The sequence below is a fragment of the Streptomyces sp. NPDC036813 genome (assembly GCF_055609245.1).
The window spans coordinates 403,114-426,490 of sequence record NZ_JBVJPV010000005.1 but is presented as its reverse complement, the minus strand read 5'-3'; the positions used below and the strand labels follow the sequence as shown (position 1 = coordinate 426,490).

At 69.4% G+C, this 23,377-nt stretch carries 17 protein-coding genes and 1 pseudogene; 11 read left to right on the top strand and 7 right to left on the bottom strand.

The genetic code is table 11. From position 1 onward, the window contains the following. Positions 1–103: 103 nt before the first annotated feature. Positions 104–1,087 (bottom strand): carbohydrate kinase family protein, encoded by a 984-nt coding sequence (locus ACZ67Q_RS14425; RefSeq protein ID WP_471181056.1) that lies wholly within the window; start codon positions 1,085–1,087, stop codon positions 104–106. Positions 1,088–1,309: 222 nt separating this feature from the next. Here ACZ67Q_RS14425 and ACZ67Q_RS14420 point away from each other — a divergent pair, with 222 nt between their 5' ends. Then, positions 1,310–1,612 (top strand): Ada metal-binding domain-containing protein, encoded by a 303-nt coding sequence (locus ACZ67Q_RS14420; RefSeq protein WP_471181053.1) that lies wholly within the window; start codon positions 1,310–1,312, stop codon positions 1,610–1,612. Further along, entirely contained in the window at positions 1,609–2,139 is a 531-nt protein-coding gene (locus ACZ67Q_RS14415; protein WP_471181051.1) for a hypothetical protein, read from the top strand. The genes ACZ67Q_RS14420 and ACZ67Q_RS14415 overlap by 4 nt, the downstream gene beginning before the upstream one ends. 135 nt (positions 2,140–2,274) lie before the next feature. Here the strand turns inward: ACZ67Q_RS14415 and ACZ67Q_RS14410 are convergent, their stop codons facing one another. Next, positions 2,275–4,818 carry a discoidin domain-containing protein gene (locus ACZ67Q_RS14410; protein ID WP_471181048.1) on the bottom strand — a complete coding sequence of 848 codons (2,544 nt, stop codon included), beginning with the start codon at positions 4,816–4,818 and terminating at the stop codon, positions 2,275–2,277. A 261-nt stretch (positions 4,819–5,079) separates the two neighbouring features. On the opposite strand from ACZ67Q_RS14410, the pseudogene ACZ67Q_RS14405 reads away from it, so the two are divergent. Then, a pseudogene (locus ACZ67Q_RS14405) lies at positions 5,080–5,670 on the top strand (GMC family oxidoreductase N-terminal domain-containing protein); the annotation flags it as partial. 25 nt (positions 5,671–5,695) lie between these two features. Further along, entirely contained in the window at positions 5,696–6,160 is a 465-nt protein-coding gene (locus ACZ67Q_RS14400; protein WP_471181046.1) for a GMC oxidoreductase, read from the top strand. On the opposite strand, the gene ACZ67Q_RS14395 is transcribed toward ACZ67Q_RS14400, so the two are convergent. From ACZ67Q_RS14395 to ACZ67Q_RS14385, 3 genes are all read right to left on the bottom strand, one after another. After that, the gene (locus ACZ67Q_RS14395) at positions 6,090–6,383 is read right to left on the bottom strand and encodes a putative quinol monooxygenase (protein ID WP_471181043.1); all 294 of its coding nucleotides are present in this window, start codon (positions 6,381–6,383) and stop codon (positions 6,090–6,092) included. The two genes, ACZ67Q_RS14400 and ACZ67Q_RS14395, sit on opposite strands and share 71 nt — an antisense overlap. Before the next feature lie 37 nt (positions 6,384–6,420). Further along, positions 6,421–8,982, bottom strand: a complete 2,562-nt coding sequence (locus ACZ67Q_RS14390; RefSeq protein ID WP_471181041.1) for a GH32 C-terminal domain-containing protein — start codon at positions 8,980–8,982, stop codon at positions 6,421–6,423. Between the two features lie 232 nt (positions 8,983–9,214). Further along, complete coding sequence (locus tag ACZ67Q_RS14385) at positions 9,215–10,177, bottom strand: carbohydrate kinase family protein (RefSeq protein ID WP_471181039.1); 963 nt, start codon at positions 10,175–10,177, stop codon at positions 9,215–9,217. A gap of 222 nt (positions 10,178–10,399) precedes the next feature. Here ACZ67Q_RS14385 and ACZ67Q_RS14380 point away from each other — a divergent pair, with 222 nt between their 5' ends. From ACZ67Q_RS14380 to ACZ67Q_RS14360, 5 genes are all read left to right on the top strand, one after another. Then, positions 10,400–11,416: a substrate-binding domain-containing protein gene (locus tag ACZ67Q_RS14380; protein ID WP_471181036.1), complete on the top strand. Its 1,017-nt coding sequence runs from the start codon at positions 10,400–10,402 to the stop codon at positions 11,414–11,416. Positions 11,417–11,565: 149 nt separating this feature from the next. Further along, positions 11,566–12,579 (top strand): ABC transporter permease, encoded by a 1,014-nt coding sequence (locus ACZ67Q_RS14375; protein WP_471181034.1) that lies wholly within the window; start codon positions 11,566–11,568, stop codon positions 12,577–12,579. Further along, positions 12,576–13,412, top strand: coding sequence for an ATP-binding cassette domain-containing protein (locus tag ACZ67Q_RS14370; RefSeq protein WP_471181032.1), 837 nt, complete (start codon positions 12,576–12,578; stop codon positions 13,410–13,412). Before ACZ67Q_RS14375 ends, ACZ67Q_RS14370 begins: the two co-directional genes overlap by 4 nt. A gap of 75 nt (positions 13,413–13,487) precedes the next feature. Beyond that, entirely contained in the window at positions 13,488–14,510 is a 1,023-nt protein-coding gene (locus tag ACZ67Q_RS14365) for a LacI family DNA-binding transcriptional regulator (protein ID WP_471181029.1), read from the top strand. Between the two features lie 615 nt (positions 14,511–15,125). After that, the gene (locus tag ACZ67Q_RS14360; protein ID WP_471181026.1) at positions 15,126–15,557 is read left to right on the top strand and encodes a TerD family protein; all 432 of its coding nucleotides are present in this window, start codon (positions 15,126–15,128) and stop codon (positions 15,555–15,557) included. Positions 15,558–15,796: 239 nt separating this feature from the next. Here the strand turns inward: ACZ67Q_RS14360 and ACZ67Q_RS14355 are convergent, their stop codons facing one another. Both ACZ67Q_RS14355 and ACZ67Q_RS14350 read right to left on the bottom strand, forming a co-directional pair. Beyond that, the gene (locus ACZ67Q_RS14355) at positions 15,797–16,801 is read right to left on the bottom strand and encodes an MFS transporter (protein ID WP_471181024.1); all 1,005 of its coding nucleotides are present in this window, start codon (positions 16,799–16,801) and stop codon (positions 15,797–15,799) included. A gap of 968 nt (positions 16,802–17,769) precedes the next feature. Further along, on the bottom strand, positions 17,770–18,546 hold the full coding sequence (locus ACZ67Q_RS14350) for an alpha/beta hydrolase (RefSeq protein WP_471181023.1): 777 nt from the start codon (positions 18,544–18,546) through the stop codon (positions 17,770–17,772). A gap of 372 nt (positions 18,547–18,918) precedes the next feature. Here ACZ67Q_RS14350 and ACZ67Q_RS14345 point away from each other — a divergent pair, with 372 nt between their 5' ends. Beyond that, a complete protein-coding gene (locus ACZ67Q_RS14345; RefSeq protein ID WP_471181020.1) occupies positions 18,919–21,408 on the top strand; it encodes a SpoIIE family protein phosphatase in 2,490 nt (829 codons plus the stop codon). Between the two features lie 462 nt (positions 21,409–21,870). Beyond that, the gene (locus ACZ67Q_RS14340) at positions 21,871–23,337 is read left to right on the top strand and encodes an MFS transporter (protein ID WP_471181018.1); all 1,467 of its coding nucleotides are present in this window, start codon (positions 21,871–21,873) and stop codon (positions 23,335–23,337) included. Positions 23,338–23,377 lie beyond the last annotated feature (40 nt).

The following is a 23,377-nucleotide window of genomic DNA, read 5'->3' as shown; positions in this document are numbered from 1 at the left end:
AGCTGCTGGAAGTCCTCCAGCGTGGGGTCCTGCGCCTGGAGCATGGTGCCCATCGCCCCGTCGGCGACCACCACACGGGTGGCAAGCGCCTCACGAAGCCCGCTCATGACAGCCCCGCCAGGCGCGGTTCCATCTCACGGGCGGCGTCGTGCCCGTACGTGCGCTCGACACGCTCGATCAGATCCGCCGCGAGCAGCTTGTACTCCTGGGTGCCGACCGTCTCCAGGACGATCGACGCCAGCGCACAACCGAGCTGTGCCGCCCGTTCCTCGGGCCAGCCCCAGCTCAGGCCGGCGAGGAATCCGGAGCGGAACGCGTCCCCCACTCCGGTCGGGTCGGCGATCTCCGCGGTGGGGACGGCCGGCACGTCCAGACGGGGCTGACCGCACCGCGCCAGGGAGACGCCGTCCGCTCCCCGTGTGGTGATCCAGGTACCGACGCGTTGCAGGATGTCCCGTTCGCTCCAGCCGGTGCGCTCCCGCAGCATGGCGGACTCGTACTCGTTGGTGAACAGCAGGTGCGCGCGGTCCACGAGGTGACGTGCCTGGGTGTCGTTCAGGCGGGCGAGCTGCTGCGAGGGATCGGCGGCCAGGCGGATGCCGGCACGCCGAGCGGTCTCGGTGTGGCGCAGCATTGCCTCCGGGGCGTCGGCGCCGACGAGCACCAGGTCGAAGCCGCCGGAGCGGGCCGCCTCCGCGGCGAGGTCGATCTTCGCGGCGTCGGCCATGGCGCCGGAGTAGAAGGTGGCGATCTGGTTCTGCGCCTCGTCCGTCGTGCACACGAACCGGGCGGTGTGCAGTGTCTCGCTGATCCTGACGGAGTCCGTGTCGACCCCGGCGGCGCGCAGCCACGCCCCGTACTCGGCGAAGTCGGCTCCCGCGGCGGCGATCAGACGTGGGGTCAGTCCGAGCCGTGCGAGTCCGAAGGCGATGTTGGCGGCGACACCGCCGCGCCGCACGTCGAGACGGTCGACGAGGAAGGAAAGGGACACCTGTTCCAGCCGGTCGGCGATCAGTTGGTCGGTGAACCGACCGGGGAAGGACATCAGATGGTCGGTGGCTATCGAGCCGGTCACGGCGATTCGCACGACGGTCTCTCTCCTTGAACCCGGGGTCGAAGGGTGCGGCCCGGTGCCCGGCGGCCGGGTCGCGCGGGGCGCCGGGGCCGGGCCCCGGCAGTGTGGGGCTGCCCCGGCACGCAAGCCTGCCGCGCGCCACTGAAGCGCCGATCCAGGTCACCCGCCGCCGGCCGCGGGGTGGACGTCCGGATACCGCTGGTACGGCCGTCAGGGATGATGCACAGTGCCTTTGTGGACAGACGACGGCTGGACGGCACGGCTCCCGCGGCGGCGCTTCGCGGATACTCGCTGATCGGCGCTGACGGGCGGCCCTACCGCAGCGACGTGGCCGGCAGGTTCGGCGGCTACCGGCGCGGACGGATCTACGGACGGCTGGACTGCCCCTCTGCGCTGCGGCACATCGCCCGCGGGAACTATGTGCGCCACCGGGTGTTCTTCGCGGACGAGGCGACCGCGCTAGCCGCGGGATACCGGCCGTGCGCGGTCTGTCTTCCCGATCGCCACCGGGCGTGGCGCGCAGGGGAGCCGTCATGAACGAGCCCTCTCCCCGGCTGCTTCCGGCGGACCTGTCCGACTACGCACCCTGGCCCGCGCCCCGGCCGCACACCGGCCGCGAACTCGCGCGCGTGCTCGCGCTGCTGGAAGGTGCCGGGTTCCGCGGCGGCAGCGTCGCACTGGGCCATGGCCGGGACGCCGCGTCGAAGGACGCCGCCGAGGCGTTCGCCGACGCCTGGCAGAGCAACGGCGGGCGGCTGGCCGCAGTCGTCGACTGGCCTGAGGACGCCGCGTCGTGGCTGCGCCAGGCTCGCCGGCTGACCCGTCCCGAGCCGGATGCCTGGGTGGTGGCCGCGGCGCCGGTCGGCTGGGCCCAGATGAGCCGCCGGCTGCGGCACAGCACCGACTGGGACCCGCGCCGCACGTTCGGCTTCGCCTCCGCGGGCGACTCGCGTCTCGTGACCGCGGCGGGGCCGGGCGTCCTGGACGGGATGTGCGGCGCGACGGCGGACGGCAGGGTGTGGACGGTCCGCCGGGGCTGGGTCGTCGAGTCCGACGGCGAGTGACGGCCGGCCGCTGCGGGCTGCGCTCTTGCTCTTGGTGGCCGGAAAACCGGGCCGGAGCCGGCTCAACGGCTCGCGCCCACGGCGCACCGCCGGTCGCGGTGCGCCGTGGGCCGGACGGTCAGGGGTGGTCGGCGGTCAGGGGAACTGGACCACCTTCGACGGGACGGTGCTCGTGCCCGAGGTGGGGGCGCCGGTGTCGTTGACGACGTGGGCGTACTGGCCCTTGCCGCCCAGCGAGATCACCAGCAGGTCGTGCAGCTTGATCCCCGGCTTGACGGGCACCTGGAAGCCGTGGGCCTGCACGATCGAGGGGTCGGCCGTGTAGTTGCAGTAGCTGCCCAGGCCCCAGGCTTCGTGGGTGGTGACGGTGTCGGCGACCTTGTAGGCCGCGTAGCCGGTGATGCCGTCGTGGGTGATGGCGGTGGCGTTCGGGGCGTCGTACGCCTTCTCGTTCTGGAAGAAGATCGTGCGGCCGCGCTCGCCGCTCCAGTAGACGTCGTACTTGTTGAAGTGCTCGACGAACAGACCGGTGGCGAGCACGTCGTTGCCGTTGACGCGCAGGCCGTAGTCGGCGCGGTTGGTGTCCCAGCCGACGCCGCTGCCGTGGTCGGCGCGCCACAGCCATGTGTGGTCGATGACGGCGTTGTTGCTGTTGACCACCACCGAGTTGGTGGCGAGGCCGGGGCCGGCGCCGCCGATGCGGACGAAGACGTCCTGCATGGTGGTGGGGTTGGCGGAGTGGTCCGCGGTGGAGCCGGGGGTGCCGATGCGCAGCAGCGTGTCGGAGTTGACCGGGCCCGCGTCGATGAGGAATCCGGCGAGTTTCACGCCGTCGACGTCGGCCACGTGCATCGCGTCCACGCCGTTGTCCGGGACGAGGGTGGCGAGGCCGAGACCGAGGACGACCGTGTTCGCGCGGGTGACGTCGATGGTCCGGTCGAGGTGGTAGACGCCGGGCGTGAACAGGAGGTTGAGGCCCTGGGCGAGAGCCTGGTTGATGGTGGCCGCGGTCGCGCCCGGCTTGACGACGTAGAACTGGTCGAGCGGCAGGGACGTGCCCGCGTTCGCCGGCCAGGAGACTCCGCGGGCGTTGGCGCGCTTGGCCGGGACGAACACCTTGTAGGCGGAGCCGTCCAGGTAGAGGAAGGGCTTCTCACGGGAGACGGGGGTGGTGTCCAGGGTGGTGTAGGGGCCGCTGTCGAAGTCGGTGGCCGGGGCGCCCTGGACGCCGGTGAAGGTCATGTTCCACACGCCGTTGGTCCAGCCGCCGACCGAGCTGTCCCGGGTGTACCACTGCTGCTGGGAGTACGGGCCGACGGTACCGTCGATCTTCGAGTCGGCGATGTAGCCGCCGGAGGCCCAACCGTAGCCGTTCGGCGCGAGGTTGAGACCGCCCTTGACGTGGATACGGCGGAACGGGGCGGCCTGCGCCACGGCCCAGCGGTCGGTGCCGTTGGACGGCGTGATGGCGAGGTTCTCCGCCGAGCGCCAGAAGTTCTGGGTCGCGTTGCCGTTGAACCAGCCCGCGTCGACGGTGACGTCGCCGTTGATCTGGGTGTCGTCGGGGTTCAGGCCGAGGCCGGAGACGGAGGTGTAGAAGCCGATCTGGGCGTTGATGCCGTTGTAGGTGCCCGGCTTGAGCAGGAACTGGTAACGGCCGGTGCCGAACTGGTTCGACTCCTGCTGGGCGAAGACGTCGTCGAACTTCTGCTGGAGATTCGGGGTGGAGGGGTCGACGACGATGACGTTCGGCCCGAGGTCGCCGCCGCCCTGGACGGGCGGGACTCCGGTGGTGCCGGTGTGCACGGCGACCTCCCACAGGGAGTATCCGTATCCGGTGCCGCGCGCGGTGCCGTAGACACGCACATACCGGCCGGAGCCGCTGACGTCGTAGGACGCCGTGCCGCCGCTCGCGCCGGTGACGCTCTTGAGGGTGCTCCAGCTCTGCCCGTCGGAGGAGGCCTGGATCTGGAAGTCCTTGCCGTAGGCGGCCTCCCAGTTCAGGTCCACCTTGCACAGGCCCTGCACCGAGCCGAGGTCGACCTGGATCCACTGCGGGTCGGTGGACTGGCTGGACCAGCGGGTTGAGGTGCTGCCGTCGAAGGCCGCCGAGGCGGGGGTGCCGGCGTTCTCCGTGGACGAGGCCGAAGCGGGCCTGCCCTGCGCCGAATTGGCCGTGCCGCAGGCGGACGGAGTGCCGCCGTCCGTCGAGCCGAACACCTGGAACTCCCAGAGGGAGTAACCGTACGGGGTGGCGCGGTGCACGCCTAGCATGCGCACATAGCGGCCCTGCCCGGACACGGCCAGGGTGTCGAGCCCTCCGTCACCGCCGCTGACGGACTTCAGGTCGGTCCAGGTGCTGTTGTCGGCGGAGATCTGGACCTTGTAGTCCTTGCCGTAGGCCGCCTCCCAGTTCAGCACCACCTGGGAGACCGAGGCCGTGGCCCCGAGGTCGACTTCGAGCCACTGGTCGTCGGTGGCGGCCGAGGACCAGCGGGTCCCCGTGTTCCCGTCGACCGCGTAGGCGGCGGGGGTGCCGTTGTTCTCCTGTGAGGAGGCGGTGACCGTCTTCCCTTGCGACAAGGGCGTTTCGGCCGCGGAGGCCGCGGAGTGGGCGAGGGGCAGGGCGCTCAACGCGGCCGTGGTGGCGAGCGCGACGCCCAGGGATCTGAGTCTCATACGAGTCCCTGCGGGTGGGGGTGGACGAATGCGTGCAACAAGGGCTGGACGTGACTGCACCGGCACACGGCGGCACAGCAAGGGGCTTCGCCGCGTGCTTAGTTCACGACTTGAGTTAACTAGTGATGTCAGCCGGGTGACAAGACCCCGGCAAGGAAAGGGTGTGGGGATTCCGGGCGGCGGTCTCAGAGCGCGGCAAGCAAGTGACGCCCCGTCACCTGGCGATGGAAAGAGGGCTCGCGGAGTGGCCACGTCAGCGGGATCACCATCCGCAACGGCCGCGCCACGGGAGTCGTCGTACGCCGGCAGGGGGAGAAGACCTTCCTGCGCGGCGGCGAGGTCGTCCTGTGCGCCGGGTCCCTCGTCACTCCGCAGCTGCTCCAGCTGTCCGGCATCGGCCGGCGAGCCGACCTGGAGCGGCTCGGCATCCCCGTCGTCGTGGACGCCCCAGCGCGTCGGCACCCGGTTCAGCGACCACCCTCAGCTCGTCCTGGAGTGGACCCACGGCAGGAGCTGGGCGCACCCCACGGTTCCTGGCTGGGCGGCTGCCTGCACCTGTCCTCCTCGGACGGAACCCATCCGGGCGACCTGGAGATCCTTCAGTCACTGGTCCCCCTGGCAGGACTCGTCGGCGGCACGACGACCGTGCCCGGCGCACCTTTGCCCTTCCTCGTCTCGGCCCAGTCACCCGGAAGAACCGGCCGCCTGTCCCTGAGGTCCGCGGATCCCGCGACACCCCCGCGCGTCGAATACGGCTACCTCGACGGCCCCGAGAACCGCCGCCGCGTGCGCGAAGCCGTACGCGCCACCGCGGAGCTCCTCACCGCACCGGTCCTTCGACGACATTTTCCACGGGCTGCTCCAGCCGGGCCCGGACGTGCTCACCTGCGATCACGCACTGGACGGGTGGATCAACCGGAATATCGGCACCGCCCACCACACGTGCAGGACCGCACCGATGGGCCCGGACACCGCGGACGCGGTGGTCGGCCAGTACGGAAGAGTCCACGGCGTTCACGGTCTCCGCGTCGCCGACACCTCGATCCTGCCCACGGCCCCCTGCGGGGCCCAGCGGCGACAGCCGTACTCATCGGAGAGGTCATTGCGCATGCCATGGGCGCCGACCTGCCCTGACCTGCCGGACTTCGGTGGTCGAGCCAGGGAGCCGATCCGGCCGGGCATGAGGTGGCCTCCGACCGGGCCGGCACGGCACGCGTCTGCCCGTACGGCTCGACGTGTGAGGGCCGGCCCGCGAGGCGGGCCGGCCACGGTCACGCCACCGGGTCGAGGAACGTCAGCACCGAGGCGTCCTCCTCGATCAGCGGCGCGAGTGTTGTGTTGAACGGAGCACCGTACGGAGCCGCCAGGTGCGCCTGGAAAGCGTCCTCGTCCCGGTACACCTCGAAGATCCAGTAGGCGCGCGGGCTCGACACCTTGGTGTAGACGTCGAAGGCGAGGTTGCCGTCTTCCTCGCGCACCTTCCGGGCGTAGTCCAGGATCAGGCGGGCGACCTCGTCCTCCGTGCCCTCGCGTGCGGTGAACTCGGCGAGCAGGGTCTTGTTCACGGTGTGGTGACCTCCTTGGTCGGGCGTGCGGTGGGGATCAGTCGCGGTAGGAGCCGAGGTGCCAGACGCGGGCCCGGTCCAGCTTCACCGAGCCGTTCTCGGCGAAGACCTGCACCCCCCGGCTGTCGGGGTCGGGGAAGATCTGGTCGGTGATCACCGCTTCGCCACTGCCGCCGAAGACCTCGACGGACGACCAGTCGACGAGGATCCGCAGTGTCACCTTGCCGTTCTGGGCCTGCAGCGGAGCTCGCTGGACGCCGGCGAAGGTGCTGTTGAAGTCCACGGCACCGGAGCGGGTGCGGTCGACGTACAGCTCCCGCGCCGCGGTGTCGTAGCCGATGACGGTCTCCTCGCCTCCGGCGCCGGTGCGCACCTTCAGGCCGAACCGTTCGGCGTCCTTGAGCGAGAAGGTCGCCTCGATGTCGAGCGCTTCGCCCCTGGCCGCGGGACCGAGCAGGGGCTTCGAGGTGCTCGTGACGGTGACGTCGGCCGCCGTCGCCGGGCGTCGCCCCCGCAGCGACTCCAGGCTGCGCACCGGCTTGGCGGTCAGCCGGATTCGACCGCCGACGGTGCGCAGGGCCATCTCCCGCGGCACGCTCTGCGCACCACGCCAGGGGGAGGTGGGCAGGGCGCCGCCGTAGTCCCAGTTGTTCATCCAGCCGACCATGTACCGCTTGCCGCCCGGCGCGTCCTCCCAGGACACCGCCGCGTAGTAGTCCTTGCCGTAATCGGCCCAGCCGGCGCGCTGCACGATCGACTCGGCGGGCTTGTCGGCTTCGGTGAACTGGTCGGCCAGGATGTGACCCCAGCCGGCGGTGTTCATGTCGACGACCTGGATCTGTGCCTTCTTGCCCAGGTAGGGACGCAGGTCGAAGGAGGCCCAGTCAAGGGTCTCGCTGTTGGAGCCGGTGGCGCTGCGGACGACCTCGCCGTCGACGATCAGGTTGACGGACGTCTCCTGGGAGACGGGTCGCGCCTTGACGTCGGAGAGCATGATGTGGTCGACGTTGAGGTGGCCCCAGCTGCCGGTGTTGTCGTCGACGATCCTGAGCTGCGCCTTCTTGCCGGCGAGGTCGCCCACGTCCCAGGAGGCCCAGTTGAGCGCCTCGGCGTCCTTTCCGGTGGCGCTGCGCACCACTTGACCGTCGACGAGGAGTTCGAGGGCTGTGGGGTCGGCGGAGCCGGCGGGATGGTTGCCGCCGCCTATGAGGAAGTTGATGTGGTTCTTGTCGATGGTGAATTCGGGTGACATGAGGGTGCCGGTGGAGGAGTCGCCGTTCAGGTAGGTGTCGACCAGGCCGTTGCCCAGGAAGCCGGAGACCTCTTGCTGGTCGGGGAGGGTGCCGGTGGCCGGTGCGGCGCCGAAGGCGTCTCCGGTCCTCGTCCAGTCGCCGTACGTGCCGCCCTCGAAGTCGGCGAGGACCGTGCCTGCGGGCGGCGGTCCCTGTTCCATGACGGTTCCGGGCTCGTGCGGGTGCCGCCCGCCGCCGACTTCGAAGTTCAGATAGGAGCTGTCGACGGTGAACTCGGGTGAGGTGAGGGTGCCTGTGGCGCCATCGCCCGCGTGGAAGCTGTTGGCGATGCCCTTGCCGACGAAGCCGTCGACCCTGCCCTGGCCGTCCAGCGCCCCGGCTGCCGGCGCCTGGCCGAACGCGGTGCCGGTGGTCGTCCACGCCCCGAAGTCGCCGCCCTCGAAGTCCTGCACGACCTGGCCGGCAGGTGGGGTGTAGGTGCCCTTGTCCTCGGCGGTGAACTTCCTTCCGTCGAAGTCGCCGATGAAGTACTGGGCGGCCGAACCGCCCGCGATTCCACCGGGGTTGATGTTGACCACCAGGACCCACTTGATGTTGTTGTCGTCCCCGTCGACCGCGAGGGGGAACAGATCGGGGCACTCCCACACACCGCCGGTCGCCCCGGCCGGCCCGAACTCGCTGAGCTCGTTCCAGTCCTTGAGGTTCTTGGACGAATAGAACCGCACCTTGTGCTCGGTGGACAGCGACACCGTCATCAGCCAGCTCCTGGTCGGTGCGTACCACTGGACCTTGGGGTCGCGGAACTCGGTGGAGCCGATGTCGATGACGGGATTGCCCTGGTACTTGGTCCAGGTGCGGCCGCGGTCGGTGCTGTAGGCGAGCGACTGGGCCTGCTTGCCGCCCCTCTTGTAGGCGCTGGTGTAGATCGCCACCATGGGCGGGTTCTTCTTCGCGCCGAACCCGGTGGTGTTGTTCCAGTCGACGACCGCACTGCCGGAGAACACCATCTCCTTGTCGTCGTGCGACAGGGCGAGCGGCAGCTCCTTCCAGTGCACGAGGTCCGTGCTCACCGCGTGCCCCCAGGACATGTGACCCCAGGAGTTGCCGTTCGGGTTGTACTGGTAGAAGAGGTGATACTCGCCCCTGTAGTACACGAGGCCGTTCGGGTCGTTCATCCAGTTCTTCTCCGGGGTGAAGTGGAACTGGGGGCGATAGGTCTCGGAGTAGGGCGGGGTGTCCGCAGCGACGGCCTGAGGGGCGAGCGAAGCGGCGGACAGGGCGCAGACGGTCGCCACCGCCGCGACCAGCCGCGTGCGGGCATGAGGGGGTACACGTCCAGAGCTCATGGGGTCTCCTGTGCTGCGGCCGTCCACGCTGCGGAGCCTGCTGCCCGGCACGGACGGTCCCTGAAAGTGACGCCTCGTCGGCGCCGTCGTCCGCGACGCCTGGCAAGGGGGTGAAGTGGTGTCATCGTTGACTTGTGTCATCGATGACACCAAGTGGCCCGATGATGGGGGCAATCCGGCCGTCACGTCAACGGTGCGAGCCCGATTGTCCCGGCGCGGCTTGGCTGCCCGTTCACGCACATCCGGTTGTCGCGGGCTGCGCCAGTTCCCTCTGCCACGGCGGGTTGGGACCGGGAACCGAGCAGGTCAGGGCCGCGACCCGAGTGGCGAACCGACAGGCTTCGGCGACATCGTCGAGGCGGATCTCCTTCAGCCGGCCGTCGAGGAGGCCGCGGGCCCCGAGGTGGTGCAGCAGCCCGGCCGTGAAGGAGTCCCCCGCCCCCACCGTGTCGACGACCCGTGTCGCCACGGCGGGAACGTGCAGCCGTTCGCCGTCGAGCGAGGCCAAGGCGCCGTCGGCACCGCGCGTGATCACGACGAGCCGCGCCCCGGCCGCATGCCAGATGTCGCACGCCTGCTCGGGCGGCGTACCCGGCAGCAGGAGCTCCAGGTCGTCCTCGCTCAGCCGGAGCACATCGGCGAGACCGCACCAGCGCGCCAGCCGGGCGCGGTAGACCTCGGGATCCACCAGCAGAGGCCGGACGTTGGGGTCGATGCTGATGGTCGCCCGAGGGGCCGCCGCGGCCAGGAAATCCTCCACCACCGCCGCGCCCGGTTCTCGGACCAGGGCCAGGGATCCGGTGTGCACGCAGGCCGACCCGGACAGGTCCACCCCCGCCAGTTCCCCGGCCGTCCACTGCCAGTCGGCCGTGGCCTGTGCGTGGAAGGAGAAGGCCGCCTGCCCCTCGGCGTCCAACTCCGCCACGGCGAGCGTGCTGGGTTCTGCGGCCGCGACAGCGCTCGACAGATCCACCCCGGACGCCTCCAGGTGGGCCCGGAACAGACGGCCGAACACATCGCCCGACAGCCGCGCGAGGAAGTGTGCCGGGGTGCCGAGACGGGCCAGGGCGACGGCCGTGTTCGCAGGTCCGCCGCCGGGCAGCACCCGCAGGGCGAGCTCGTTCGAGGTGCTTGTGGGCCCGGTGAACGCGTCCGCGACGCACTCCCCGAGGACGGTGATCTGACGCGGGCTCATGGGCTGCTCTTCTCTGCGAACGCACGGGCGAAAGCGGGCACGGACCGGGCAACGGCCACGGCCGTTACGGACTTGTGTCGGGTGCAAGGCATTGACGTTGCCGGGAGGCGGAGTCCATCATCCTCGGCAAGCAGTGTCAACGATGACATAAGTCAACGATGACACCTCGGGACGGCATGCTCCGATGCCGCCGCACCGCCCGCAATCCCGCAGGAGTCGTTCATGTCTCGCACCCCTCGTCTGCCCTCGGCTGTCCTCAGAGCCGCCGCGTGCACCGGCCTCGCAGCTCTCACCCTGACGGCCTGCGGGTCCGGCTCCGGAACGGACACCGCCGGCTCCGGTTCGGGCAGCGTCAAGGTCGGTCTGATCACCAAGACCGACACCAATCCGTTCTTCGTGAAGATGAAGGAAGGCGCGGAGAAGGCCGCCAAGGACAACGGCGCCCAACTCATGACCGCCTCGGGCAAGTTCGACGGGGACAACGCAGGTCAGGTCACCGCGATCGAGAACATGGTCGCCGCCGGGGTGAAAGGCATCCTGATCACCCCCAGCGACTCCAAGGCGATCGTGCCCGCGATCGCGAAGGCGAAGGCCAAGGGGGTCCTGGTCATCGCCCTCGACACGCCGACCGAGCCGGAGAGCGCCGTCGACGCCCTCTTCGCCACCGACAACCTCAAGGCCGGCGAGCTGATCGGCGAGTACGCCAAGGCCGCCATGAAGGGCAAGACCGCCAAGATAGCCACCCTCGACCTCGCGCCGGGCGTCTCCGTCGGCGTCCAGCGACACAACGGCTTCCTCAAGGGTTTCGGCGCCACCGACAAGGACGTCGCGTGCGCCCAGGACACCGGCGGCGACCAGGCCAAGGGCCAGACCGCCATGGAGAACTGCCTCCAGAAGGAACCCGGCATCAACGTCGTCTACACCATCAACGAGCCGGCCGCCCTGGGCGCGTACACCGCGCTGAAGGCCAAGGGCCGCGAGAAGGACGTTCTGATCGTCTCCGTCGACGGCGGCTGCACCGGCACCCAGGCCGTCAAGGACGGCAAGATCACCGCGACCTCACAGCAGTACCCGCTGAAGATGGCCGCCGAGGGCGTCAAGGCCGTCGTGACATACGCCAAGGGCGGCAAGAAGGCGTCCGGGTACACCGACACCGGCGTCACCCTGATCACCGACAAGGCGCAGGGCGGGGCCACCTCCAAGGACACCGGCTACGGCCTGGAGAACTGCTGGGGCTGAGCCACCCCCGAGGACCGTACATCCGTCGCCTCCCCCCTCAGCGGGGCGGCCGGCCCCACGACAGGGGACGGCCGCCTCCCTCGCCGCCTTGTCCTCCCGGTTCTCCGCAAGGCAGGACAAGGACTTCTGTCTTCCGACAAGGACTTCGCATGACCGCCACGTCCACGCCGCCGAGCACGTCCTCGGCGTACGCCGACCTCAAGGCGCCGACCACGGCCCGCAGGCTGCTGACGGCACCGACCACCGGCCCGCTGGTCGCTCTCCTCCTGGCCTGCGTCTTCTTCTCCTTCTCGACCGACCAGTTCCTCACCGGCGGGAACTTCTCGCTGATCGTGCAGCAGGTCATGGTCGTCGGCACCCTCGCCATCGGTCAGACCCTGATCATCCTCACGGCGGGCATCGACCTGTCATGTGGTGCCGTGATGGCGTTCGGCAGCATCGTGATCGCCAAGATGGCCGCCGAGGGATCCCTGCCCCCGCTTCTGGCCATCGCGCTCGGCATCGTGGTCTGCGGCGGCTTCGGGCTGCTCAACGGGCTGCTGGTGCAGAAGATCCCGCTGCCGCCGTTCATCGTCACCCTCGGCATGCTCAACGTGGCGTTCGCGCTGACCCACATCTACTCCGAGGAGCAGACGGTCCCCAGCCTGCCCGGCCCGCTGACGGCTCTCGGGCAGACCTTCCCGCTCGGCCACACCGACATCACGTACGGCTCCCTGGTCACCATCGCCCTGTTTCTCCTGCTCGCCTACGCGCTGAGCAGCACCGGCTGGGGCCGGCACGTCTACGCCCTGGGCAACAGCCAGGAAGCCGCGCGGCTGAACGGCATCCGGACCTCTCGCCTGACCATCGGTGTCTACACCGTGGCCGGCCTGCTCTACGGCATCGCCGCCCTGCTGCTCATCTCCCGCACCGGAGTCGGCGACCCCCAGGCCGGCCAGACCGACAACCTTGACAGCATCACCGCCGTGGTCCTCGGCGGCACCAGTCTCTTCGGCGGACGCGGCTCGGTCCTGGGCACCTTCATCGGCGTCCTCATCGTCGGCGTCTTCCGCAACGGCCTGCAACTGATGGGTGTCGCCTCCATCTACCAGACCCTGATCACCGGAACCCTGGTGATCCTCGCGGTGACCGTCGACCAGATCTCCCGGAAGAAGGCCCGATGACCGCCACCTCCTCTCCCACCCCCGTCCTGCAGGCCCGCGGTCTGGTCAAGCGCTACGGTCACGTCACCGCCATCGACGGTGCCGACTTCGACCTGCTGCCCGGCGAGGTCCTCGCGGTCATCGGCGACAACGGCGCCGGAAAGACCAGCCTGATCAAGGCACTTACCGGTGCGGTGGTCCCGGACGCGGGCGAGATCCGGCTGGGCGGCAAGCCGATCCAGTTCTCCGGGCCGCAAAGCGCGCGCGCCCACGGCATCGAGACGGTCTACCAGGACCTCGCCGTCGCCGCCTCCATGGACATCGCGTCCAACATGTTCCTCGGGCGTGAACTTCGCCGCCCCGGCATCCTCGGCAGTGCCTTCCGCATGCTCGACAAGAAGCGCATGCGTCAGGAGGCCGCCGAGCACATGGCCGACCTGAAGATCGGCCTGCGTTCCCTGACGCAGCCGGTCGAGACGCTCTCCGGCGGACAGCGACAGGCCGTCGCGGTCGCCCGTTCCGTCGCCTGGGCCCGCAGCGTCGTCGTCATGGACGAGCCCACCGCCGCGCTCGGCGTCAAGGAATCAGGCCAGGTCCTGGACCTGATCCGCCGCGTCCGTGACAAGGGCATGCCGGTCGTCCTGATCAGCCACAACATGCCCCACGTCTTCGAGATCGCCGACCGGATCCACGTCCACCGGCTGGGCAGGCGCGCTGCCGTGATCAAGCCGTCCGACTACTCCATGGCGGAGGTCGTCGCCATCATGACCGGCGCACTGACCGTGGACGCGGCCGGAGATACTGTCGTAACGGATTCCGAGGCGGCGAAGGCCGCGGGAGTCCAGGCCACCTGACCACATCACTCGACACTCGACGGAATCCGGCCGAGGCCGCGGCCGGAACCGACGAGCAGAGGAGACCGTTCCTCCATGGCAGCGAACCGCCGCCCCACCCTGGCCGACGTCGCCCGAGAAGTGGGCGTCAGCGCCAAGACCGTATCCCGGGTCCTCAACGAGGACGGACCCGCCTCGGCCCGGACCAGGGAACAGGTGCTCGCTGCCGTGGCCAAGCTCGGCTTCCAGCCGAACCTCATGGCACGCAACATCCGTGTCGGCGGACCCGACACCACCATCGGGCTGGTCATCCCCGACCTCGGCAACCCCTTCTTCGGAGCCGTGGCCCGCAGCATCGAGGACACCGTGCGCGAGCGCGGACTGACCCTCCTCATGGGCTCCTCCGCAGACGACCCCGATCGCGAGCGCGCCCTGACGGACAAGTTCCTCGCCCGCCGCGTCAGCGTCCTCATGGTCGTGCCGTCCGTCGGCGCCGACCACTCCCACCTCAAGACCCACCGCACCGCGGGCCTGCCCGTCGTCTTCCTCGACCGTCCGGGAGCGGGCCTGTCCACGGACAGCGTCGTCAGCTCCAACCGTGCGGGCGCCCAGGACGGCGTCGCCCACCTGATCGCCTATGGACACAGGCGTATCGGCTTCGTCGGCGACCTCCCCACCAAGCTCTACACCCGCCGCGAGCGCCTGGCCGGATACCGCGCGGCCCTGCAGGAAGCCGACATCCGGTACGACCGCTCCCTGGTGACCGACGCCCACGACCAGCACGGGGCCTCCGCCGCGACCTCTCAGCTCCTGGGCCTGGCGGACCCGCCCACCGCCCTGTTCGCCGGCAACAACATCGTCGCGCTGGGCATCATCACCGAACTCGCCCGGCGCAAACGGAAGGACGTCGCCGTCATCGCCTTCGACGACGTGGAACTCGCCGAGGCGCTCGAACCGGCCCTGACCGTCGTCGCCCAGAATCCCGAAGAGATCGGCCGAACGGCGGCGATCACCGCCCTGGCCCGTCTGGACGGCGACCGCTCCCGCGCCCGCAGCATCACCGTTCCCACCCGCCTGATCGTCCGCGGGTCGGGGGAACAGCCCGCTCCGAAGCCGTAGGAGGCACCACGTTGTGGTGGCTCACCTCCATGGGGTCGAACGTTGTCGCCACGCTCAAGGAGGCGTTCGCCGTGGCGCCCGGGATCACCGCCGTCGACCTTGCCGTCCTCACCCGCTTGCCCGACACCCAGCGGCTCGGCTTCGTTCTGTATGGCCGCTGGACGCGCCAGGCCGTCGAAGCCGGGCCCTGGCGGGACGAGAACGACGCGCTGCGGTTCCTCGACATCGGTCAGGACGTCGCCTGCGCCGTCACCAGTACTGCTTCCGGGAACCTGTCCAGCACCATCAAGCCTTTGGACACCAGTCGGCTTCCCGGGCTGCAGAGTCTCCTCGACCATGCCCAGGACGACCAAGCCCTGGGCGATGCCACCCTGGCCGACCTGGACGGCGAGCTTCGTGCCAATGTCCCCGACGGGCACTCCACTCACTCACCGGATCACTACCGCATCCGCCCATTCGCCGAGTGGAAGAGCGAGGCGACCCTGTCGCCGCCGTCCATGGCTCCGGGCCACACCGCCACAGTGGCGGGCCTCGCACCCGCCCGCCCAGCCACGCCCCGCCACCGCGCTCGCACCGGGACAGAACCTGGTGCTCCCGGAGGAAGCCCGGCAGGAAATGCACATCGCCTTCAGCTTCGCCGGCGCCGACGCCGACCTCACGTTGTTCCTGACCGACGCGGGCAGCAGGGTCACGTGCGATGAGGACTTCATCTTCTACAATCAGCCCTCGGCTGCCGGGGGCGCCGCCCGCCTCCTGGGCAAGCAGGCCGAAGGCCCGTATGCAGTGGAACGCGCGGACCTTCACCTCGCCGCGCTGCCCCAGCACATCCAGCGTGTCGCCATCGCCGTCAACATGGATGTCGCCGCCGGCCTCACCTGCGGCGCCCTCACTCATGCCGCCCTGCACGTGAACTGTGCCTCCGGAGCGGCCTGGACCTTCCAGCCACCCACCGACCCTGGCATTCGCGCCATGGTCGTTGCCGAACTGTACCGGCACACCACTGGCGGACAACTCGTGTGGAAGTTGCGGGCGGTCGGTCAGGGCTGAGCGGACGGTCTGGATGGACTGGCCCGCGCACACGGTGTCGACATCGAGTAGCCCTGCGCTGCATCCTCCAGTCTTCCTCCCCTTCGAACACGACGAGTTTCCAGATTTCATCGCACGGTACCCGGCCTGGACTTCTACTGCGGCTCGCGTCTCGGTGGCTGCGGCAAGAAGCTGTCGGGCCTGTCCGTCCAACCTGCGTATGGCGCCGGCCAGGGCACGTGACCTGATCAGGCCGGCTCTCAGAGATTGATGAGTCCGGCCGCAGTGTTTTCGGCTTCAGGTGCGTGCCGCTCGCTGAGGAAGAGCACGGTGGGAAGAGCCGGGAGCAGCACGAAGCCTTTGCCGAGGAGCGTGAGGAAGGCCATGGGCGTGCTCGGGACCAGGGCGAGATGGAGGCAGGCCCCGGCGGTGAGGGCGATCGCGACGCCCATGACCTGGACCTCGCGCCCGTGCCGATCTGCCCAGATGGGCAGCGCTGCGCAGCCGATCACACCGGCGATCATGGTCAGGGCGAGGATGAGGCCGGCGGTGGATTCCGAAACTCCCGCGGGCGCCAACAGCGGTTGCACGAACGTCGCGAGTGCGATGAACGCGCCCATCGGGATGGCGACGACCGCGCACAAACGGCGTACGCGGCGATTGCCGAATGCCGCGCGAAAGGACCGGAGTCCGCTGGTCACGGATGCGGACTCGGGGCTCGTATGCGGGGGAAAGCGAAGTACCCCGACGAGACACAGCCCGGCGTCCATGGCGAACAGGGCGGTGATGAGGGTGAGGGTATGGATGTGGCTCTCGCCGGGCAGAAACGCGCCGAGCAGGTAGCCCAGGACCATGCCGGCGAACGTGGCGGAGGATGCGGCGGCGATGCCAGTGGCGCGGTGCTTTTCGGCGAGATAGCCCACGGCAAGACCCGGTATGGCGTTCAGGATGAAGGGTTGTCCCACTGCGGCGACGACCTGCCCGATGAAGGCCCAGGTGAAGTCGTCGGTAACCAGTCTCAGGAACGCCCCTGACGCAGTGAGTACCGCGCCGACCACGAGGGCTGGACGAAGAAACCGGTCGAGCGCGATGCCGGCAGGGATGGCAAGGAGGACGTAGATCAGCGGGAAGACCTGGGACAGCAAGCCGATCGCGCCGATGGAAACACCGAAGTGCCGCTCGGCGTCCTGTGTGACGGGTGCGTGTTGACGAAGAGCGCCTGGGTCGCGGCCGCCAGGAGCCCGTAGGCGAGAAAGACCGACCACCGGCTCTTCATGTGCTGCTCGACGTGCGGCGCAGCCGTCGTCGTGGCTACGCGTGCGTTCTCATCCGCGCTGGGGAGTGGCGCGTGACGACCAAACGACTCGTCGCGCCTCCGGGCGCTGCGTCGGATCATGACTGTGGCGACTGCAATACACCTACGGCGGCAGCTCCGCGCGCTCGTCGCCGAGCGGTCGTCGACTCCGGCATCTCATTGTCCTTGTCGGTCGATCGGGGGTGCTCCACTGTCGCGATCCGGATCGTCCTAGAGTGAAGACCGCCCTTGACCTGCACAAAGCGGCAGGGAGCCGTCTTTTGGGAGTTCACATGCTGCGCACCATGTTCAAGTCCAAGATCTAGCGTTTGGGTGTTTCCGCAGGTCAGAGTTACTGATCGCCGCCTCCAGGTCAGCAAACGGTCAGCATCAGGCTGGACGGTGTCCGGCTTGCTGACCTGCCCCGCGGCAGGTGTCGGCTGGCCCCGCCCGACGTCCTGCTCGGAAGACTTGATACGTGGCGCGACAGCTCGCTCGTGGGGTGGGGTCGTTCTTCGAGGGTGCAGTTTTTCCCGGCCGACTCGTTGCTCGCCCCCATACACAATTCGCCTCCTGGATGCTCTTGCTAAGCAACGCTAAGCGGCCCGCACGACACACAGGACGATGCGATCGAGCGCCTTATGCAGAACCAAGCGGAGAAAAGAAGACCGCGCCGTCCGTTGCCGAGGCCTGCCGGGAACTCGGTCAACAGACGGTCGCGCAATACGCGAAGCAGGGGTGGCCGCGGCAGCGGAGGATGACGGAGTAACCCACGGGCTGGCACGTCGACTTCATCAACGGGCACGTCATCCCCCGTCTGCCTGAAGGCGATCTTGCGGGACACCTATGGCAACGGGGCCAGGGCGGACGGTCCTTGAAGGGGGTTCAGGAGTCCGGGGGACGTCCGCCAGTCGGACGGGCGTGGGCCGGATGGCCGGGTCACGCCGGGAGAACTCCGTCGGTGAAGACGCTGCGCAGGCTGGTACACGCATCCGCGACGGCTTCGGTGGCCTTCGTGAAGGCGTCGATCTCGGTGAAGAACCCGTGGTACACGCCTCGATACCGGCGGTGCCGCACCGGGACGCCCTCTGCCTCGAGCCGTCGCGCATACGCCTCGGCGTCGTCGCGCAAGCAGTCCACTTCCGCGGTGATGATGTGGGCGGGGGCGAGGCCGGCGAGAGTCGCGGCCTTGAAGGGCACCGCGAGTGGGGTGAGAGCGACGCCGGCGTCGCCCACGTACTGACGCCAGAACCATTGCGCGTCGGCGGTTCCCATCAGGGGGGCGTCCGCGAACTCCGTCCAGGACGGGCGTGCGAAGGAGTCGTCCACGGCTGGGTAGACGAGGATCTGGAGCGCGGGCTGGGGCAGCCCGCGGCCGCGCAGGTCGAGGCAGAGCGACGCCGCCAGACCTCCACCGGCCGAGTCTCCGCCGACCGCGATGCGGCGGCTGTCGATCGAAAGGCGGCCCGCGTTCTCGACGAGCCAGGCATGGGCCGTCCTGGTGTCGTTGATGGCGGCGGGGAACGGATGCTCGGGTGCCAGCCGGTAGTCGACCGAGACCACGACGCACTCGGCGTGTTGGCTGAAGAGGCGGCACACTTCGTCGACGCCGTCCAGGCTGCCGACCGTGAAGCCCCCGCCGTGGAGATAAAGCAGGCTCGGCAGGCCGGCCATATCCGTGCGCGGCACGTGCGGACGATAGATCCGAACCGGCACGGAGCGGACCATCCCGAACGGATCGGTCCAGGTCGCGTTCTCTTCCCCTACGGACGCGACTCGGGTCCGCCGGGGCGGAGGTTGCGGGGCCGCGAACCGCCGCACTCCCTCCAGGCCGAGGGTGTGCAGAGGCTGCGGGAGCACCTCCGCCAGAAAGTCGGCGGCGAGGCGGGACTCGGGATCCAGGAGTCCGCGCCACGTGGGCACAGGTTCCACCGCGGTCGCGGTCGGGCTGCCGTCCGGGCCGGGAGTCGGTGTGGGTTGCTCGACGGGAGGGATGGGGGGATTGGCCACAGGGGTGCTCCGCACTCAGTGATCTTGACAAGATCCAGCCGATTGGACAGAGTCAATCGACTAGATCATACGACCAACATGGGGAATGAGCCAGGTGTGGGATCCGGCGATAGATTGGACGCGCCTGCTCCGTACTACGGGACACTCGGAACGCCCATGACTGAGCCCAGCAGCCCCAAGGACGCGGGATCCTCGCGAGGTGGTCCTTTCGGGGGTGCGTCTGCCGCCGATGTCGCGATCATGGTGCTGGACGACGAGCTGCGGCTCGTGGGGTGGAGCCAAGAGGCCGAGACGTTGTTCGGGTATCGCCCGCACGAGGTGATGGGTCGTCCCGCCGACGCGATCCTGGCTGACGCGGACACCGGCACCAGTGTGTTCGCCGACAGGGGGCGTCGTGGGCGGACGCCGGACATCCGACCGGTACGTCACCGTGACGGGCATCGCGTCGACGTGGCCGTGAACTGCCGGCGCCTGCCCGACGGTACATCCGGTGCCTGGCTCGTCCAGGCGATGCCCGCGAGACAACTGGGCGAGCAGGCCGTCGATCGGGCCGTGCTGTCCGGCCTCTACCACCAGTCGCCCGTCCTGCTGACCATCTATGAGACGGACGGCCGGATCCGCTGGTTCAACCATGCGGTCGAGGCTCAGTTCGGTGTCTCCGTGGAGGAATGCGCCGGGAAGTTCCAGACGAGCCTCCTCCCGGAGGGGACGCTCCTGTACGACGGAGATGGCCGTGAGGTGCAGGACGTCGAGGACATCATCCGAGGCGTCGCGCGGACCGGCGAACCAGTGATCGACATGCGCTACCGGAGCGTCACTCCACTCGAGCCTCTGCGTGAGCACGTCTGGACCGCCTCGTACTTCGTGCTCAACGACGCGGAAGGGGTGCCGGTCGGGGTCTGCGAGACCGGTGTGGACATCAGCGAGCGTTACGTGGCCCAGCAGCGCCTGGCCTTGCTGAGCAGGGCGGGGAGCAGGATCGGTGCGACTTTGGACATGCGGCGCACGGCGGGTGAGCTGGGTGATCTGGTGGTTCCGGAGTTCGCGGACGCGGTCGTGGTCGACCTGTTCGCGTCGGTGCTGAGCGGGCAGGAACCGCCGGTGCCGGTGAACGGCGGCAAGGCCGGTTCCGAGCTGTGCGAGGTGGCGCGTGACGCTCGTGCCGCGGCGGTCGGTGACATCGCGGCTGCGGCCCTGGACGCGGCAGGTCCGAGGTGTCTTGCGGACTCCGCGCCCGTCTCCGCCCCGGCGTCCGGCGCTCTGGTGGTGCCGTTGGAGTCCCGGAACGTGGCGATGGGGGTGGTGGCCTTCGTGCGATCCGCGCCGCGCGACCCCTTCGATGCCGAGGAAGTCGCGCTGGCCGAGGAACTGGCGTCCCGCACCGCGGTGTGTGTGGACAACGCCCGTCGCTACGCCCGGGAGCGCGCGACCGCGCTGATGTTGCAGCAAGACCTACTGCCGCGCGCGCTGCCCCGGCCGGCCGGGGTGGAGCTAGCCCACCGCTACCTGCCGGCAGCCGGGCCGGTGGGTGTCGGTGGGGACTGGTACGACGTCATCCCGCTGTCCGGGGCACGTGTCGGGTGCGTGGTCGGGGACGTGGCGGGGCGCGGAATGCACGCGGCTGCCACGATGGGGCGCCTGCGTACCACCGTGGCCGCTCTTGCCGCCCTTGATCTCGCGCCGGAGGAACTTCTCGCTCGCTTGGACGACCTGGTGGTCCAGTCCGGTGCCATCCGGACCGCGGCCGAGGCGGAGGACCAGGCGTTCGGCGTCACCTGCCTGTACGCGATCTACGACCCGGTCTCGCGGCGCTGCGTCATGGCGCGAGCGGGTCACCCCCCTCCTGTTCTGGTCGCCCCCTGTGGACGGGCCGAACCCCCCGACCTTCCCGCCGGGCCTCCGCTGGGCTTGGGGGGCCTTCCCTTCGAGAGTGTCGAGATCGAGGTTCCGGAAGGCGCGGTGCTCGCCCTGTACACCGACGGGCTGGTGGAGAGCCGGGACCGGGACATCGACGTGGGCATTCGTGCCCTGTGCGAGGCGGTTTCCCGTCCTGACCACGACCCGTTGGAACACCTCTGCGACAGTGTCACCGCCGCGCTGCTGCCGCGGCCGCCGGACGACGACGCCGCCCTGCTCCTGGTCCGGATGCACGCCCTCGCGGAGGATCAGGTGTCCACCTGGGACATACCCGCCGACCCTGGCGAGGTGGCCCGCGCGCGGTCGTTGGTCTCGGAACGGCTCGAACGGTGGGAAGTCGGCGAGGCCGTCTCCTTCACGGTGGAACTCGTCGTCAGCGAACTGGTCACCAACGCGATCCGCTACGGCCGCGCCCCGATCGGCCTGAGACTGATCCGGGAACGGGGACTCATCGTCGAAGTCTCCGACGGGGGGCACACCTCCCCGCACCTGCGGCGAGCCGCGACGGAGGACGAGGGGGGCCGCGGCCTCTTCCTCGTCGCGCAGATGACGCAACGCTGGGGAACCCGCTACACGCCGACCGGCAAGACGATCTGGACCGAACTGGCGTTGGATCCCGTTGAGCTCACACCCCTGGCGTTCGGGCTGTGACCGGCTGGTCGACATCTTCGATCCGGTGAAGATCTGACCTCTGCCTGCGGAGCGGAGCGCTCGTCCGGCCCCGGCCCCTGTCTGTCGAAGCTCCCCGCACCGCCTGACTGAGCCAGGCATTTTCTTAGTCATACGTCTTGAACGGATGACTAACTTGGTCTTAGCGTACGGGGCGGCGCCGCTCCCGCGCACCGCCCCTGCGGGTGGGGCGGCCCTGTCATGGCAAGAACAAGCTTGCCCTGCCTCCCTGCCGACGCCCCCGCGGGCGCCGCGATCGAGGTGATCACGAGAGACCGTGGCGTGATCACCGAGGGCTCTCGACGGGCGACGACCTCGCTTTCCTGTGCCCCGGGGAACCCCCTCCCGCCCATGACCTGCTCGGCCGTGAAGGCTCCTTCGCCCTCACCATCCCCATCGGTGCCGGGCTCCCGGGCCCCATCTGATCAGGAACCGGAGAAATCCATGACAGAAATCCATCAGCCTGACGCACACGCCCGCGAGGTGGCTTCTCGACCGCCGAACAAGGGGGTGCTCATCGGCGTAGCCGCGCTGCTGGTCGTCCTGACCAACGCAGTCGTCTTCGTTCTGCCGCCCCTTCTGCCGATCATCGAGGCGCAGTACCACCTCGCCACAGTGGCCGACACGACGTGGGTCTACTCGGTGCTGACCCTGGGCGGCGGAGCTGGTTTCATCCTGTTGCCGCGTCTCGCCGATGTGTACGGCGACCGGAACGCCTCCGTGGCGGCCTCCGCCTTCCTCACGGTCGGCGCGCTCATTCCGGCCATCGGTGACTCGTATCCGACCCTTCTGGCCGGCTGTACTCTGATGGGCTTCGGTGGCGCGGCACAGCTGCTCCCGCTCGGTTTCCTGCGCCGCAATCTCGGCGAGAGCGGCATATCGGTGGGCGTCGCGGTTCTGGTCATCGCCACCGGTGCGGGCATCGTCGTCGGCATGCTCGGCGGCGGCTTCATCGTCGAGCACCTGTCCCTGCGAAGCTTCTTCGTCATCCTCACCGCCGCCTGCGCGGTCACGACCGTTGCGTCCTACGCCGCGATCCCGCACGCCCCGCCCGCCGAGCGCGCGCGCCGCATCGGCGTCCTCGGCACGGTGTGGATGATCGCTTGGGTGGCAGCCATCCTGCTGACCCTGACCCAGGGGCTCGTGTGGGGGAGCGCAGCGCTCATTCCGCTGACGGCCGGCGTCATCGGGGGCATCGCCTGGGTGCGCGTGGAGCGCAGGTCGTCCTCGGCGGTGTTCGACGTGGCGCTGATGAAGGCGCCCCTGGTCACCGCTTCGTGTCTGTGCATCGCGTTGTTCGCGGCGGTGAACTCGGCCTTCCTGCTCCTGCTCAGCACCTACGCCCAGATCGCTCCCGGGGCTCTCCGGCCGGCGGACGCCTACGGCCTCGGGCTCAGCGCGCTGGACACCGCGTGGCTCATGGCGCCCTTCGCGGCCGCGTTCCTGCTCCGCGGTTCGGTGCTCGACCGCGCCTTGTTCAACGGGCGCGGTGTGCCCGTCTTCGTCCTCGGAGCACTCATCAGCGCGGTGGGACTTGCCTGGCTCGCCGTGGCGCACGACCGGCCGTGGCACTACCTCGTGGGCGCCGCCGTGATGGGTCTCGGATGCAGGATCGGCTACACCGCAAGCTTCACCCTGGTGCAGATGGCGGTGCCCGAGGAGAAGGCCGGCATGGCCGCCGGTGCCGCCGGGACTTTCATGGCCGTGGGTTTCGCCCTCGGCACGGCGCTGGTCAGCGGCGACCTGAGTGCCTCCGTGGTCCCGGTGCCCGGAACCGGACTCGCGGTCGCCGCAAAGGGCCTTTACGGCATCGGCTATGGGATCTCGGGCGTTCTCGCCCTGCTCATCGTGGTGACTGTGCTGACCTCGCGTGCCCGGTCCGGCCGGCGGGCCGAAGCCGCCGCGTCCTGAACCAGCCTCCTCGCTCGGACAGGCCCGACCAAAGGAACCC

What these genes read in the sequence shown, in the direction of transcription:
- ACZ67Q_RS14415 (WP_471181051.1), top strand. Translation starts at nt 1,609, where the DNA reads ATGAACGAGCCCTCTCCCCGGCTGCTTCCGGCGGACCTGTCCGACTAC.
- ACZ67Q_RS14410 (WP_471181048.1), bottom strand. Translation starts at nt 4,818, where the DNA reads ATGAGACTCAGATCCCTGGGCGTCGCGCTCGCCACCACGGCCGCGTTG.
- ACZ67Q_RS14390 (WP_471181041.1), bottom strand. Translation starts at nt 8,982, where the DNA reads ATGAGCTCTGGACGTGTACCCCCTCATGCCCGCACGCGGCTGGTCGCG.
- ACZ67Q_RS14385 (WP_471181039.1), bottom strand. Translation starts at nt 10,177, where the DNA reads ATGAGCCCGCGTCAGATCACCGTCCTCGGGGAGTGCGTCGCGGACGCG.
- ACZ67Q_RS14380 (WP_471181036.1), top strand. Translation starts at nt 10,400, where the DNA reads ATGTCTCGCACCCCTCGTCTGCCCTCGGCTGTCCTCAGAGCCGCCGCG.
- ACZ67Q_RS14375 (WP_471181034.1), top strand. Translation starts at nt 11,566, where the DNA reads ATGACCGCCACGTCCACGCCGCCGAGCACGTCCTCGGCGTACGCCGAC.
- ACZ67Q_RS14370 (WP_471181032.1), top strand. Translation starts at nt 12,576, where the DNA reads ATGACCGCCACCTCCTCTCCCACCCCCGTCCTGCAGGCCCGCGGTCTG.
- ACZ67Q_RS14365 (WP_471181029.1), top strand. Translation starts at nt 13,488, where the DNA reads ATGGCAGCGAACCGCCGCCCCACCCTGGCCGACGTCGCCCGAGAAGTG.
- ACZ67Q_RS14360 (WP_471181026.1), top strand. Translation starts at nt 15,126, where the DNA reads ATGCACATCGCCTTCAGCTTCGCCGGCGCCGACGCCGACCTCACGTTG.
- ACZ67Q_RS14345 (WP_471181020.1), top strand. Translation starts at nt 18,919, where the DNA reads ATGGGGAATGAGCCAGGTGTGGGATCCGGCGATAGATTGGACGCGCCT.
- ACZ67Q_RS14340 (WP_471181018.1), top strand. Translation starts at nt 21,871, where the DNA reads ATGACAGAAATCCATCAGCCTGACGCACACGCCCGCGAGGTGGCTTCT.